Raw genomic sequence first — 13,276 nt, forward strand, 5'->3', positions numbered from 1 at the left:
GTATAGTCCGCGCCCAGCACGACAGTGAACGTGACAGGGACGGGGGAACCATGGGACGGATGATCGGCGCGGCCGTGATCCTGGCCGTGGCGGCCAGCGGCGCCTCGGCGGATATTTTGTCGACCCAAGGGCGGGCCAAGCTCTTCAGCAGCCAGACCGGCGTGCTCGACAAGCGCGCCTCGGAGCAATACCGCGCCTCGGTGCGGCTGCAGCCGGCGCGGGTCAAGACACCGACGAAATGGGATGACGAGGGCCCGGCCTTCCAGGGCCGTTACTCGGGCGCCTATCTCGCTCCGGCGCGGGCGGCGGCGCGGCGGCACGGGGTGCCCGAGGACCTCTTTTTGCGGCTGGTGCAGCAGGAATCGGGCTGGAACCCCAAAGCGGTCTCGCACAAGGGCGCGATCGGGCTGGCGCAGCTCATGCCCGCCACGGCGCGGCGGCTCGGCGTCGATCCGCATGATCCCGGCCAGAACCTCGAGGGCGGGGCGCGGTACCTCAAGGCGCAATACACCCGCTTCCGCTCCTGGCGGCTGGCGCTGGCGGCCTATAACGCCGGGCCCGGCGCGGTGGAGAAATACGGCGGCGTGCCGCCCTACAAGGAAACCACGCATTACGTGAAGGTGATCTGGGGGTCGTGAGCCGGGCTAGGTGCACGGTGCGGGTGCGCGCTTCGGGCCTGTGTCGCGGCACGACCAGCGGATTTCAGCTGCGGGTGCGATGCGGGCGATTCACGTCCATGCACAGCCCGCGTGGCCGAGCAGCCCTCAAGCCACCACACAAACCCGGCTTCAGTCCTCCGCCCAGCCCAGCTGGTAGAGATGGATCTCGAAGGCCGGGTGCATCTCGGCCCCGACCAGCCCCGGGCGGTAGTGCCGGAACAGCGAGCGCCAATAGGGCTGCACGATCACCGCGTCCTCGACCAGCATGGTCTCGAGCCGGGCCATGACCTCGGCCCGCTCCTCGGCGTCGGCCAGCGCCCGAGCCTCGTCGAGCGCGGCGTCGAAGGCGGGATTGGCATAGGCGGATTCGTTCCAGACCGCGTTCGAGCGATAGGCCAGCGTCAGCGTCTGTACGCCCAGAGGCCGATGGTTCCACTCGGTGATCGACAGCGGGAACGCCTTCCAGTTGGCCCAGAAGCGCGAGCCCGGCAGCACCTGCTGACGCGCGGGGATGCCCGCGTCCAGAAGCAGCGCCACCACCGCCTCGCCGGTGCGCCGCGCCACGCCGTCGTCCAGCGTGACCACCTCGTGTTCGACGGAAATCTTGCCCGACTGCACGATCAGCGCGCGCCCCTGCGAGGGGTTGTAGCGCGCTGGCCCGATGTCGGCGTAATCGGGCTGGATCGGCGCGACATGGTGGTTGGCGGCGACCTCGCCACGGTTGCCGTAGCCGAGCTCCAGGCAGATGCCGTTGTCGATGGCCAAAGCCAGCCCGCGCCGCAGCCGCGCGTCGGCGTAAAGCGGGCGGCCGCCGACCTTGGCCTCCTGGTTGCCGCGCAGCACCACGGTGGCCGAGGTCTGCACCTCGGCGCTGTCCCAGCCCAGCTCGGTCGCCGCATCGATGAAGCGCCCGACGTTTTCATAAAGCATGTCGACGCGGTCTTCCTCGATCGCCGCCACCCAGGAGGCCGGGTCGCTGCCGAGGTCGATGAACTCCACCCGGTCGAGCGTCGCGGGCCCGAAGCCCGGCACCTTGTCGCCCCACCACTCGAAGCCCTCGCGGCGGACCAGCACCGCGATCTCGCCGGTGCGGATCGTCTCGGGGCGGTAAGGGCCGGTGCCGACCGGCGCCTCGAGCATGGTCTCGGGGTCGAAGCCCGGCGGGATCACCGCGGCGGGATAATCCGCCAGCGCCACCATGAGCGTCACGTCGGGCCGGGCCGGGCGCACCCGCAGCCGCCCGTCGGGCGCGAGGCTCACCGCGCCCTTGCGCAGGCGCTGGGTCTCGGGGTCGACGAGGCTCGAGAGACTCGCCGACATGACGTTGCCGGGCACCGTGCCGTCGCACCAGTAGTCGAACATCCGCAGGACGTCCTCACCGGTGAAGGCCTTGCCGTCGGACCAGAGGACGCCGGGCCGCACGGTCAGGAGATACTCGGTGGCGTCGTCGTTCACCTCCCAGTCGCTGAGCAGCATCCCCCGGATCGAGCCGTCGGGGCGGTATTCCACCAGGTATTCGAGCCAGCCGCGGGTGACATTGGCGATATGCGGCCAGTCGGCGGTGCGCGGATCCTTGAGCGCGCGCACGTCCTGCTGGATCCGCAAAGTGCCGCCGCGCCGGCGCTTCGGGGCGGATTGCGCTTGGGCCGGGCGCGGCAGGCCAAGCGCGCCGAGAAGGCCCGCGCCGGCCCCGAGCGCCGTGGCGCGGGTCAGGAACTCCCGGCGCGAGAGCTGGCCCGCGCGGTATTCCGCGCCAAGCCGGGGCAGGGCGGGATGGGCGCGGCTCATGGGCGCCCCGCGCCAAGCGCGCGCCGCCGTAGCGAGGAGGGCGTCTGCCCGGTGTGGCTTTGCACGAAGCGGCTGAAATAGGCCGCCGAATGAAACCCCAGCGCCTCGGCCACGCCCGAGATCGGCGGCTCGCTTCGGCCCAGCATGACGCGCGCCTCGTAGAGCTTGCGCTCGGTGATCATCTCGGCGGCGGTCTTGCCCGCCGCCGCCCGGCAGGTGCGGGTCAGATGCGTCGGCGTCACGCCGAGCGCCGCGGCGTAATCGGCCATCACCCGGTCGGAGCGGTAGTCGCGCACGAGGATCTCCGAGAAGCGCCGGGTCAGCCGCTGGCTCGCGCTTTCGTCGGGCCGGTCGGCGGTGCCCTCGGCGAGCTGGCGGCGCAGCCAGACCGAGACGAGCCGCAGATGCGCGCCAAGCGCGTCGCGCAGATAGAGCCGGTCGCGGCCGATCTCGCGCATCATCGCCTCGATCGCGGCGGTCAGCTCGGCCTGGGCCAGGCTGTCGCGCGAGCGGATGTGTTCCGGGCGCCGCTCGGAGAGGGCGAACATGCCCGAGGGCGCCTCGATCACGCTGCCCAGGACCTGCGGGCCGAGCTCCAGCGCGAAGAGCGTGCCGGCGGGCACGAAGATCGCGTTGTGGCTGCCGTAGCCGCGCATCACCCCGCCGATATTGGCGCGGCCCTGGCCCTTGGTGATCCAGATCAGCAGGTCGGTGTCGCGGTCGTGCAGGTCCGACAGCCGCCAGGGCGCGCCCTGGGTGAACTGCGCGATGTTCTGGCAGCGCACAGGGCCCGCCTCGGGCGTGGTCTCGTGGATGCGCGCGGGTTTGCGCAGGAAGCTGGGGCCGGCGCTCATGCTCAGGCCTCCGCGCGTTCCGGGTCGAGCCAGCGCCAGCCCGCCATGTTCGAGCGGAACCAGCTGCGCTGGCGCTTGGCGAATTGCCGCGTCTGGATGATCGCGCGGGTCATGGCGTCCTCGAGGCTCATCTCGCCCCTAACATGCGCAATCAGCTCGCGCGCGCCAATGGCTTTTGCCGAGGGCAGGGCGGTCGTGAAGCCCGGCGCGTTGGTCTCTGCCTCATCGAGCGCCCCTTCGGCGATCATCTGCTCAAAACGTGTCGCGATCCGGGGGGTGAGCCAGCCCTTGTCGGCGCCGATCACGAAGGCCTGGGCGCGCGCCAGCGGCAGGAGCGGCGGCGGCGTGTCGGCCTGCCAGGCGGCGAGCCCGCGGCCGGTGGCGCGCAGGACCTCCCAGGCGCGCTGCACGCGCATCGGGTTCTGCCGGTCGATGCCGCGCGCGGTTTCGGCGTCGATCTCGGGCAGGAGCGCCGCGGGGCCATCGGCCTCGAGCCGGGCCATGGCCTCCTCGCGGATCGCCTGGGGGATGGGCGGGATCTGCGCCAGACCGCGCGTGAGCGCGGTGAAGTAAAGCCCCGTGCCGCCGACGAAAATCGGCCTTGGCCCGGCCTCGAGATAGGGCACCGCCTCGCGCAGCCAGGCGCCGACGGAATAGGGCTCATGGCCCGGCACATGACCATAGAGCGCATGCGGCGCGCGGGCTTCGTCACCGGGTGCGGGGCGGGCGGTCAGCACCCGCCAGTCCGAGAAGACCTGGATCGCGTCGGCGTTCACGATCACCCCGCCCTGGGCCTCGGCGATGCGCAACGCCAGGCCGGATTTCCCCGAGGCCGTGGGCCCGGCGATCAGCACGGGCCGGTGGGGATCAAGCGCGGAAAGATCGATCATCGGCGGAAAGCCTTTGTCCGGGGCCCGCGCCATTGTCATCGGGCGGGAATTCCGACATCTATGGCCGCGATCCTAGACCGCCACAGGGACGGAGCGCAACATGACCGCCAGCGACGAGCACACCACCACCTTCAAGCGCGTGCTCCTGAAGATTTCAGGCGAGGCGCTCATGGGCGACCAGGGCTACGGGCTGCACCCGCCGACGGTCGAGCGCATCGCCCGCGAGGTGAAGTCGGTGCACGACATGGGCGTCGAGATCTGCATGGTCATCGGCGGCGGCAACATCTTCCGCGGGCTCGCGGGCTCGGCCCAGGGCATGGAGCGCACCACCGCCGACTACATGGGCATGCTGGCGACGGTGATGAACGCGCTGGCGATGCAATCGGCCCTGGAAAGCCTCGGGGTCTTCACCCGGGTGATCTCGGCGATCCGCATGGACGAGGTGGCCGAACCCTACATCCGCCGCCGCGCCGTGCGTCACCTCGAGAAGAAGCGCGTCTGCATCTTCGCCGCGGGCACCGGCAACCCCTATTTCACCACCGACACCGCGGCCACGCTGCGCGCCAACGAGATGGCCTGCGAGGCGATCTTTAAGGGCACCAAGGTCGACGGCGTCTACGACAAGGACCCGATGCAGCACCCCGACGCGGTGCGCTACGAGACGGTCTCTTTCGACGACTGCCTGGCCAAGCACCTGAAGGTCATGGATGCCTCCGCCATCGCGCTGGCGCGGGACAACAACCTGCCGATCATCGTCTTCTCGCTCGATGAGCCGGGCGGCTTCCGGGGCATCCTCGCGGGTAAGGGAACCTACACCCGCGTGCAGGGCTGAGCGGGGCCGCGGCGGGCCCTCGGCGGGCCCGGATTTGCGGCAAATGCCTATACATCCGCCCCTGCCTGTCCTAGAAGGCGGGAGGAAGAAAAAATCATCCGAGCGGGCACTTTACCATGTCAGACGATTTCGAGCTTGATACCGACGACCTGAAACGCCGGATGGACGGCGCGATGAGCAATCTTCGCACCGAGTTCGCCTCGCTCCGCACCGGACGCGCCTCGGCCTCGATGCTGGAGCCGGTCCAGGTCGAAGCCTACGGCCAGATGACGCCGATCAACCAGGTCGGCACGGTGAACGTCCCCGAGCCGCGCATGGTCACCGTAAACGTCTGGGACAAGAGCCTGGTCAACAAGGTGGAGAAGGCGATCCGGGAAAGCGGGCTGGGCATCAACCCGCAGATGAACGGCACGATCATCATGCTGCCGATCCCCGAGCTGAACGAGGAACGCCGCCGCGAGCTCGGCAAGGTCGCCGGCCAATACGCCGAAAGCGCCCGCGTCGCGATCCGCAACGTGCGCCGCGACGGCATGGACCAGGTCAAGAAGGCCAAGGGCGACGGCATCTCCGAGGACGACCAGAAGTTCTGGGAGACCGAGATCCAGGAGCTGACCGACGACTACATCAAGCGGGTCGACGAAGCGCTCGAGACCAAGCAGGCCGAGATCATGCAGGTCTGAGACCTGCGCGAGGGTTCCGCTACGGCCGAGGAGGCGACGCGATGTCCAGGACAGACACAAACGACGCTCCGCCGCGGCATGTGGCCATCATCATGGACGGCAACGGCCGCTGGGCCCAGGGCCGCGGGAGGCCGCGGCTTTTCGGGCACCAGGCCGGCGCCCGCCGCGTCCGCGAGATCGTCGAGGCCTGCCCCGATTGCGGCGTCGAATATCTGACCATCTTCGCCTTCTCGACCGAGAACTGGAAACGCACCCAGGACGAGGTGGCGGGGCTGATGAGCCTCTTCCGCCTCTACATCGCGCGCGAGGCGCGGGCCTTGCGCGAAAACGACGTGCGGGTGCGCTTCATCGGCGACCGGCTCCGGCTTGACGCCAAGCTGCGCGGGCTCATGGACGAGCTCGAGACCATGACCGCGCATTGCACCGGCACCAATCTCACCATCGCGCTGAACTACGGCGGCCGCGACGAGGTCGCCCGCGCCACCCGGCGCCTGGCCGAGGACGTGGCCCAGGGCAAGCTCGCCCCCGAGGAGGTCGGCGAGGAGACGCTGCCGCGCTACCTCGACACCTGCCTGCTGCCCGACCCCGACCTGGTGATCCGCACCAGCGGCGAGGCGCGGATCTCGAACTTCCTGCTCTGGCAGTCGGCTTACTCCGAATACGAGTTCGTCGACACGCTCTGGCCGGATTTCACCGCCGAGGAATTCGCCGGGCTGACGCGCTCCTTCGGCAAGCGCGAAAGACGCTACGGCGCGGTGCCTGCATGAGCCCCAGGGCGCGCTGGAACGATCTTGGCGAACGCTTTGTCTCGGGGGTCGTGCTGGTCGCGGTCGGCCTGGCCGCCGTCTGGATCGGCGGCTTCACCTTTCACGTCCTGATCGCCCTGGTCTCCGGGGTGATGATCTGGGAGCTGGTCGGCATGCTCGACAGCGACCGGGTGCGGACCCCGCGCGTCCTGGGCGCCGCGGCGGGCATCGCGGTGCTGGTCGCCGGAGAGGTGCCCGCGACCACCGCCATGCCGCTGCTGCTCGCGCCGGCCATGCTGGGCTTCGGCCAGATGCAGCGCGGCGGGGTGACCTATGCGGTCTTCGCGGCGCTGATCCTGCTGGCGGGCTACGGCATGATGGCCCATCGCGACGACTTCGGGCTGATCTGGATGCTCTGGCTGGTGCTGGTGGTCGTGGCCACCGACATCGCGGGCTATTTCGCCGGGCGGATGATCGGTGGGCCGAAGTTCTGGCCGCGCGTCAGTCCCAAGAAGACCTGGTCGGGCACCGTCGCGGGCTGGATCGCCGCGGGCGCGCTGGGGGCCGTCTTCGCGGCCCTGACCGAGGCGCATTACGGGCTCGTGCCGCTCTCCATCGCGATCTCCATGGCCAGCCAGTTGGGCGACATCGCCGAAAGCGCGATCAAGCGCCGCGCGGGCGTGAAGGACAGCTCCAACCTCATTCCCGGGCACGGCGGGCTTTTCGACCGTTTCGACGGGATGCTCGGGGCGGCGCTCTTCATCCTGCTCGCCGGGCAGATCGTCGATTTCCCGCCGGGGCTGGCGGGGCCCGGCTGAGATGACTGAGCGGCGGCGCATCTCGATCCTGGGCGCGACGGGCTCGATCGGGCAGAACACCATCGACCTGATCGCCCGCGACCCCGAGGCCTACGACGTGGTGGCGCTGACCGGCGGGCGCAACGTCGCGCGGCTGGCCCATGACGCCGCCCGGCTCGGCGCCGAGGTCGCGGTGACCGCGCATGACGACCAGCTGCCCGCGCTGCGCGATGCGCTGGCGGGCACCGGGGTCGAGGCCGCCGCGGGCGAGGCCGCGCTGATCGAGGCCGCGCGCCGGCCCGCCGACTGGGTGATGTCGGCCATCGTCTGTGCCGCCGGGCTCGCGCCGGGGCTCGCGGCCCTCGAGGGCGGGGCGAAACTGGCGCTCGCCAACAAGGAAAGCATGGTCTGCGCGGGCCCCCTGGTCATGGCGACCGCCCGCGCCAGCGGCGGCAGCGTGATCCCGGTCGACAGCGAACACTCCGCGGTGTTCCAGGCGCTCCTGGGCGAGGACATCGCGGCCGTCGAACGGGTGGTCATCACCGCCTCGGGCGGCGCCTTCCGCGACTGGCCGCTGGAGAAGCTGGCCGGTGCCACACCCGAGGAGGCCGCCACCCATCCCAATTGGGACATGGGCCAGCGGATCACCATCGACAGCGCCTCGATGTTCAATAAGGCGCTTGAACTTATTGAAACACGGGAATTTTTCGGCCTGGAGCCGGGGCAGATCGAAACCGTGGTGCATCCTGAGTCGATGATCCATGCGCTGGTGGGCTTCTGCGACGGCGGACTCATGGCCCATGTCGGCCCGCCGGACATGCGCCATGCCATCGGCTTCGCGCTGCATTATCCCGAACGCCGCCCGGTGCCGGTCGAACGGCTCGACCTGGTGCGCCTGGGCCAGCTGACCTTCCGGCCCGCCGACGAGGCGCGCTGGCCCGCGCTCAGGCTCGCGCGCGAGGTGATGGAGACCGGCGGCCTTGCCGGCGCGGTCTTCAACGCCGCCAAGGAACGCGCGCTCGACGCCTTCATCGAACGGCGGATCGGATTTCTCGAGATGGCCGCCGTCGTCGAACGCGTGCTGGAGCGGATGTCGGCGGAGGGCGGGCTACATCTCGACACGGTAACACTTGATAAGGTGCGTCAGGCTGACGATCTCGCCCGTAGAGCGGCGGATGAGGCCATAGGCTGAGGGAGCTCGCGGTTTTGGATTTCTTGACTTTGATTCCGCAGTTCGGCGGGCTGCTCTGGACGCTCCTGGCATTTGTCGTGGCGCTCTCGGTGATCGTGGCGATCCACGAATACGGCCATTACATCGTCGGGCGCTGGTCGGGGATCGACGCCGATGTCTTCTCGCTGGGCTTCGGGCCGGTGATCTACGCGCGCGAGGACAAGCGCGGAACCCGTTGGCAAGTTGCGCTTTTCCCGCTTGGCGGCTATGTGAAGTTCCGCGGTGACGCCAATGCCTCGGGCGGCAAGGACGATGCTGCCATGCAGGAGCTGAGCGAGGCCGAGAAGCGCCGCACCATGAACGGCGCGCCGCTCTGGGCGCGGGCGGCCACGGTGGCGGCGGGGCCGGTCTTCAACTTCATCCTGTCGATCCTGGTCTTCACCGGCGTCTTCATGGCGCGCGGGGTGGTCTCCGAGCCGATCACCGTGGGCGACCTGCGCCCGCTGCCTTCGGTGCAACAGCTCGAACCCGGCGACGAGATCGTCGAGATCGCGGGCAATGTGCCGCCGAGCTTCGACAGCTCCACCACCTTCGAGAGCTTCCTGGACGAACTGCCGCTCGAGCCGGTGCTCGATTACACCGTGCAGCGTGGCGGTGAGCGGCTGGTGGTCGACGGGCCCTACGTCTACCCGCCGATCGCGACCTCGGTGGTGCCGCGCTCGGCCGCTGACGACGCGGGCTTCCGGCAGGGCGACGTGATCCTGACGATCGACGGCACCGAGGTCTTCGCCTTCGAGCAGCTCCGCGAGCGGGTCGAGGGCTCCGAGGGCGCGCCGCTCGACCTCGAGATCTGGCGCGACGGCGAGGTGATCGAGACCACGCTGACCCCGCGCCGCACCGACGAGCCGCAGCCCGACAATTCCTTCCGCACGGTCTACCGCATCGGCATCGTCGGCGGGATGTTCTTCGAGCCCGCGACCGAGGCGCCGGGGCCGGGCACCGCCTTCCTGTCAGGCGTGAGCCAGACCGGCGCGATCATCCAGGGCTCGATCTCGGGGCTCTGGCACATGATCACCGGGGCGATCTCGACCTGCAATCTCTCGGGGCCGATCGGCATCGCCGAGACCAGCGGCTCCATGGCGAGCCAAGGCACCACCAACTTCATCTGGTTCATCGCGGTTCTGTCGACGGCGGTGGGGCTTCTGAACCTCTTCCCGGTGCCGGTGCTCGACGGCGGGCACCTGTGTTTCTACGCCTACGAGGCGGTCGCCGGGAAGCCGCCCTCGGACCGGGCGCTGCGGGTGCTGATGTCGGTGGGGCTCGCGATCATCCTGTCGATCATGGTCCTGGGCATCACCAACGACCTCTTCTGCCCCTGAGCGGGGGCCGGCCGCGGCCCCCGCGGAACGCCCCGCGCGCTTCGCCCAATTTATGCCAAAATGCGCCCCTAGGGTCGGTGCCCGAGTTTCGACCGGCCCGGGGGCCGGCATCACCAAGGGCATCAAGGCGCCGACATGCAGGCCATACACGACGGATATCGCGGATTGGGACTGATCCTGAACCTCAATTGGGACCGGATTCTCTACGTGCTGACCATCGTCGTCGCGCTTGGCTTCGGCACGCTCCTGGGCTCGCTCCTGCAATGACTTTCGAAGCCCGCGCAGGCTTTTGACAAGGCCCGGCAATCCCGATACTGACGATCCGAGGGATGTCTGAAGGGAACGAGGCGGGATGTCGATCACGACGAACGCGCGCTGCTTTGGTGTGGCGCTGAGCGAACTAGCGAGAACCTCGACCGTCGCACTTTTTGCGCTGACCGCCTCGACCGCAATGGTCGCGGTGCCGCAAGTGGCCGTGGCGCAGAGTTTCGTCTTCAATTCTGTGCAGATCGAGGGCGCCCAGAGAATCGAGTCGGGCACGATCCTGAGCTACGCGGGCATTCCCCGCGGTGAGCCGGTGTCGGCTGCCCAGCTCAACAGTGCCTTCCAGAACCTGCAGAACTCGGGGCTTTTCGAAAGCGTCGAGATCGTGCCCCAGGGCAGCACTCTGGTGATCCGGGTGGTGGAATATCCCACGATCAACCGCATCGCCATCGAGGGCAATCGCCGCATCGACGACGAGGACCTGCAGCCGATCCTGCAGTCGCAGTCGCGCCGGGTCTATTCGCCGACCACCGCCGAGGCCGACGCCAACACCATCGCCGATGCCTACCTCGAGCAGGGCCGCATCGCCGCGCGGGTCCAGCCGCGGGTGATCCGCCGCTCCGACAACCGCGTCGACCTTGTCTTCGAGGTCTTCGAAGGCGGCGTCGCCGAGGTCGAGCGCATCGCCTTCGTCGGCAACCAGACCTATTCCGACCGCCGGCTGCGCCGGGTGCTCGAGACCAAGCAGGCGGGCCTCCTGCGGGCGATCATCTCGAGCGACACCTTCATCGAGGACCGTATCCAGTTCGACCGCCAGCTGCTCGAGGATTTCTACGCCTCGCGCGGCTATGTCGACTTCCGCATCACCGGGGTGAACGCCGAGCTCTCGCAGGAGCGCGACGGCTACTTCGTGACCTTCAACGTCGAGGAAGGCCAGAAATTCTCCTTCGGCGAGATCAGCGTGACCTCGGACCTGCCCGAGGTGGACATCGACGCCTTCCGCCGCGCTGTGACCGTGCGCACCGGCAAGACCTATGCGCCGACGCTGGTCGACCGTGACATCGAGCGGCTCGAGCGCCGCGCCGTCGAGGAGGGCCTCGACTTCGTGCGCGTGGAGCCCCGCGTCACCCGTAACGACCGCGACCTGACGCTGGACGTGGAATTCGTGCTGACCCGCGGCCCGCGCGTCTTCGTCGAGCGCATCGACATCGAGGGCAACACCACCACGCTCGACCGCGTGGTGCGCCGCCAGTTCGAGATCGTCGAGGGCGACCCCTTCAACCCGCGCGAGATCCGCAACGCCGCGGAGCGCATCCGCGCGCTGGGGTATTTCGCCGACGCCGATGTCGAGGCGCGGGAAGGCTCCTCGCCGCAGCAGGTCATCGTCGACGTGGACGTCGAAGAGCAGCCCACCGGCTCGATCAGCATCGGCGGCAGCTATTCGACCTCTTCGGGCTTCGGTCTGAACCTCTCCTTCGCCGAGCAGAACTTCCTCGGCCGGGGGCAGCAGCTCAGCCTCGGGGTGACCACCACCGCCGACACCGAACGTTATTTCTTCAACTTCACCGAGCCGGCGCTGCTGGGCCGCGACCTCGCGCTGGGGCTGGGGCTGTCCTACGCCCGCACCACCGAGGACGATTCCGACTACAACACCGAGGTGGCGCGCTTCTCGCCCTCGCTGACCTTCCCGGTGTCGGACAACACCCGGCTGCAGCTCAGCTACGACATCGAGAGCACCGACATCTCGATCCCCGATGCCTCCGAAGTGGGCGGCATCGTCCGCGCCGAGGCGGGCGAAGGGCAGATCCTGAAAAGCTCGCTCGGCTACCGGCTGAGCTACGACACCCGCCGCACCGGGCTGAACCCCGACGCGGGCGTGCTTCTGGAGTTCGGTCAGGACTTCGGCGGCGTCGGCGGCGACGTGGCCTTCGTCGAGACCCGCGCCCGGGCCGTGGCCCAGCGGCTGGCCTTCAGCGAAGAGATCACCCTGCGCGCCACCGTCGAGGCGGGCGCGCTGAACTACCTCGGCGACGACAGCAGCCGGGTGACCGACCGCTTCTTCATGGGCTCCTCGGTGATGCGCGGCTTCGAGCCGGGCGGCATCGGCCCGCGCGAAGTGGGCGCCGGCGTGGATGATGCACTTGGCGGCGATTACTTCGCCGTGGCCCGCTTCGAGGCGGAGTTTCCGCTCGGCCTGCCCGAGGAATACGGGGTCTCCGGCGGTGTCTTCTACGACGTCGGCTCGCTCTGGGGGCTCAGCAACAGCGATGACGCCACCGGCACGGTGCTTTATGAGGACGGTTCGCTGCGCCAGGTGGTCGGCGTCTCGCTCTTCTGGGACACGCCGCTCGGGCCGCTGCGGTTCAACTTCTCCGACGCGCTCCAGCGCGAGGACAAGGACCGCGAGCAGAACTTCGAGCTGACGATCTCCACCGACTTCTGATGCGACGCCGCGGCTTCCTTCTGACGGGGCTGGCCGCGGCGGCGCTTTTGCCCGCAGGTGGGGTCTTCGCGCAGGAGGCTTCGCGCGAAGTGGTGCGCTCGCCCATCCTGACGATCGAATCCGACCGCTTCTTCAACCAAAGCGCCTATGGCCAACGCCTTCTCGACCAGATCGAGGAGGAGGGCCGGGCGCTTGCCGCCGAGAACCGCCGCTTCGAGGCCGAGCTGACCGCCGAGGAGCAGCGCCTGACCGAGATCCGGCCCGAGACCGATCCGGTCGAGTTCCGCGCCATGGCCGATGCCTTCGACGCCCGCGTTGAGGAGCTGCGCCGCCAGCAGGACGCCAAGGCGCGCGAGCTGTCGAACCGCGACGAGACCGCGCGGCGCACCTTCTTCAGCCAGGCCCAGCCGGTTCTCGCCGACATCCTGCGCGAGGCGGGCGCGGCGCTGATCCTCGAACGCGGCAACGTGCTCCTGAGCGCCAATGCCATCGACATCACCGAGCTGGCGATCCGCCGGCTCGACGCGGCGATCGGCGACGGCGCCGAGCTGGAGATGTCCGCGCCCGGCGCCTCCGACGAGGGCGGGGCGGCCCCCGAGGGCGCGCCTGCGCCCGAGGCGCCTGAAGCCGAAGTGCCCGCCCCCGAGCCCGGCTCCGGCACCGCGCCGCTCTTCGACATGGGCGAGGGCGAGCCCACCCCAGTGGAGTGACGCGCTTGCCACCGCGGCGTGGCATTGCTACCGAACGCAGACCCGACAGCTAAGGCGAGGAAG

General features: G+C 69.3%; 13 protein-coding genes. 10 read left to right on the forward strand and 3 right to left on the reverse strand.

From position 1 onward, the window contains the following. Positions 1 to 50: 50 nt before the first annotated feature. Positions 51 to 638 (forward strand): lytic transglycosylase domain-containing protein, encoded by a 588-nt coding sequence (locus ACX938_RS12425; RefSeq protein WP_232753120.1) that lies wholly within the window; start codon positions 51 to 53, stop codon positions 636 to 638. 150 nt (positions 639 to 788) lie between these two features. Here the strand turns inward: ACX938_RS12425 and ACX938_RS12430 are convergent, their stop codons facing one another. The 3 genes from ACX938_RS12430 to miaA are packed head-to-tail and all read right to left on the reverse strand — an operon-like array spanning position 789 to position 4,191. Then, the gene (locus tag ACX938_RS12430) at positions 789 to 2,447 is read right to left on the reverse strand and encodes an ABC transporter substrate-binding protein (protein ID WP_459431296.1); all 1,659 of its coding nucleotides are present in this window, start codon (positions 2,445 to 2,447) and stop codon (positions 789 to 791) included. Further along, entirely contained in the window at positions 2,444 to 3,301 is an 858-nt protein-coding gene (locus ACX938_RS12435) for an AraC family transcriptional regulator (RefSeq protein WP_232753118.1), read from the reverse strand. The genes ACX938_RS12430 and ACX938_RS12435 overlap by 4 nt, the downstream gene beginning before the upstream one ends. 2 nt (positions 3,302 to 3,303) lie before the next feature. Next, a complete protein-coding gene (miaA, locus tag ACX938_RS12440; RefSeq protein WP_459431297.1) occupies positions 3,304 to 4,191 on the reverse strand; it encodes a tRNA (adenosine(37)-N6)-dimethylallyltransferase MiaA in 888 nt (295 codons plus the stop codon). Positions 4,192 to 4,291: 100 nt separating this feature from the next. Here miaA and pyrH point away from each other — a divergent pair, with 100 nt between their 5' ends. The 9 genes from pyrH to ACX938_RS12485 all read left to right on the forward strand — a co-directional run bounded on the left by pyrH (position 4,292) and on the right by ACX938_RS12485 (position 13,213). Further along, positions 4,292 to 5,023: a UMP kinase gene (gene pyrH, locus ACX938_RS12445; protein WP_232753116.1), complete on the forward strand. Its 732-nt coding sequence runs from the start codon at positions 4,292 to 4,294 to the stop codon at positions 5,021 to 5,023. Between the two features lie 116 nt (positions 5,024 to 5,139). Next, positions 5,140 to 5,703, forward strand: coding sequence for a ribosome recycling factor (gene frr / locus ACX938_RS12450; RefSeq protein ID WP_459431298.1), 564 nt, complete (start codon positions 5,140 to 5,142; stop codon positions 5,701 to 5,703). A gap of 41 nt (positions 5,704 to 5,744) precedes the next feature. Continuing rightward, positions 5,745 to 6,470: a polyprenyl diphosphate synthase gene (gene uppS, locus ACX938_RS12455; protein ID WP_232753114.1), complete on the forward strand. Its 726-nt coding sequence runs from the start codon at positions 5,745 to 5,747 to the stop codon at positions 6,468 to 6,470. Continuing rightward, complete coding sequence (locus ACX938_RS12460; RefSeq protein WP_232753113.1) at positions 6,467 to 7,267, forward strand: phosphatidate cytidylyltransferase; 801 nt, start codon at positions 6,467 to 6,469, stop codon at positions 7,265 to 7,267. The genes uppS and ACX938_RS12460 overlap by 4 nt, the downstream gene beginning before the upstream one ends. Position 7,268: 1 nt before the next feature. After that, positions 7,269 to 8,438 carry a 1-deoxy-D-xylulose-5-phosphate reductoisomerase gene (gene dxr / locus ACX938_RS12465; protein ID WP_459431299.1) on the forward strand — a complete coding sequence of 390 codons (1,170 nt, stop codon included), beginning with the start codon at positions 7,269 to 7,271 and terminating at the stop codon, positions 8,436 to 8,438. A 14-nt stretch (positions 8,439 to 8,452) separates the two neighbouring features. Further along, positions 8,453 to 9,796, forward strand: coding sequence for an RIP metalloprotease RseP (gene rseP / locus ACX938_RS12470; protein ID WP_459431300.1), 1,344 nt, complete (start codon positions 8,453 to 8,455; stop codon positions 9,794 to 9,796). A gap of 135 nt (positions 9,797 to 9,931) precedes the next feature. Beyond that, positions 9,932 to 10,063, forward strand: coding sequence for a hypothetical protein (locus ACX938_RS12475; RefSeq protein WP_255702812.1), 132 nt, complete (start codon positions 9,932 to 9,934; stop codon positions 10,061 to 10,063). Positions 10,064 to 10,148: 85 nt separating this feature from the next. After that, positions 10,149 to 12,503: an outer membrane protein assembly factor BamA gene (gene bamA, locus ACX938_RS12480; protein ID WP_459431301.1), complete on the forward strand. Its 2,355-nt coding sequence runs from the start codon at positions 10,149 to 10,151 to the stop codon at positions 12,501 to 12,503. Then, a complete protein-coding gene (locus ACX938_RS12485) occupies positions 12,503 to 13,213 on the forward strand; it encodes an OmpH/Skp family outer membrane protein (RefSeq protein ID WP_459431302.1) in 711 nt (236 codons plus the stop codon). The genes bamA and ACX938_RS12485 overlap by 1 nt, the downstream gene beginning before the upstream one ends. Positions 13,214 to 13,276: the final 63 nt, after the last annotated feature.

This window comes from Roseivivax sp. (genome assembly GCF_054552075.1).

What these genes read in the sequence shown, in the direction of transcription:
- uppS (WP_232753114.1), top strand. Translation starts at nt 5,745, where the DNA reads ATGTCCAGGACAGACACAAACGACGCTCCGCCGCGGCATGTGGCCATC.
- dxr (WP_459431299.1), top strand. Translation starts at nt 7,269, where the DNA reads ATGACTGAGCGGCGGCGCATCTCGATCCTGGGCGCGACGGGCTCGATC.
- ACX938_RS12475 (WP_255702812.1), top strand. Translation starts at nt 9,932, where the DNA reads ATGCAGGCCATACACGACGGATATCGCGGATTGGGACTGATCCTGAAC.
- ACX938_RS12460 (WP_232753113.1), top strand. Translation starts at nt 6,467, where the DNA reads ATGAGCCCCAGGGCGCGCTGGAACGATCTTGGCGAACGCTTTGTCTCG.
- ACX938_RS12430 (WP_459431296.1), bottom strand. Translation starts at nt 2,447, where the DNA reads ATGAGCCGCGCCCATCCCGCCCTGCCCCGGCTTGGCGCGGAATACCGC.
- bamA (WP_459431301.1), top strand. Translation starts at nt 10,149, where the DNA reads ATGTCGATCACGACGAACGCGCGCTGCTTTGGTGTGGCGCTGAGCGAA.
- ACX938_RS12485 (WP_459431302.1), top strand. Translation starts at nt 12,503, where the DNA reads ATGCGACGCCGCGGCTTCCTTCTGACGGGGCTGGCCGCGGCGGCGCTT.
- ACX938_RS12435 (WP_232753118.1), bottom strand. Translation starts at nt 3,301, where the DNA reads ATGAGCGCCGGCCCCAGCTTCCTGCGCAAACCCGCGCGCATCCACGAG.
- ACX938_RS12425 (WP_232753120.1), top strand. Translation starts at nt 51, where the DNA reads ATGGGACGGATGATCGGCGCGGCCGTGATCCTGGCCGTGGCGGCCAGC.
- frr (WP_459431298.1), top strand. Translation starts at nt 5,140, where the DNA reads ATGTCAGACGATTTCGAGCTTGATACCGACGACCTGAAACGCCGGATG.
- pyrH (WP_232753116.1), top strand. Translation starts at nt 4,292, where the DNA reads ATGACCGCCAGCGACGAGCACACCACCACCTTCAAGCGCGTGCTCCTG.
- miaA (WP_459431297.1), bottom strand. Translation starts at nt 4,191, where the DNA reads ATGATCGATCTTTCCGCGCTTGATCCCCACCGGCCCGTGCTGATCGCC.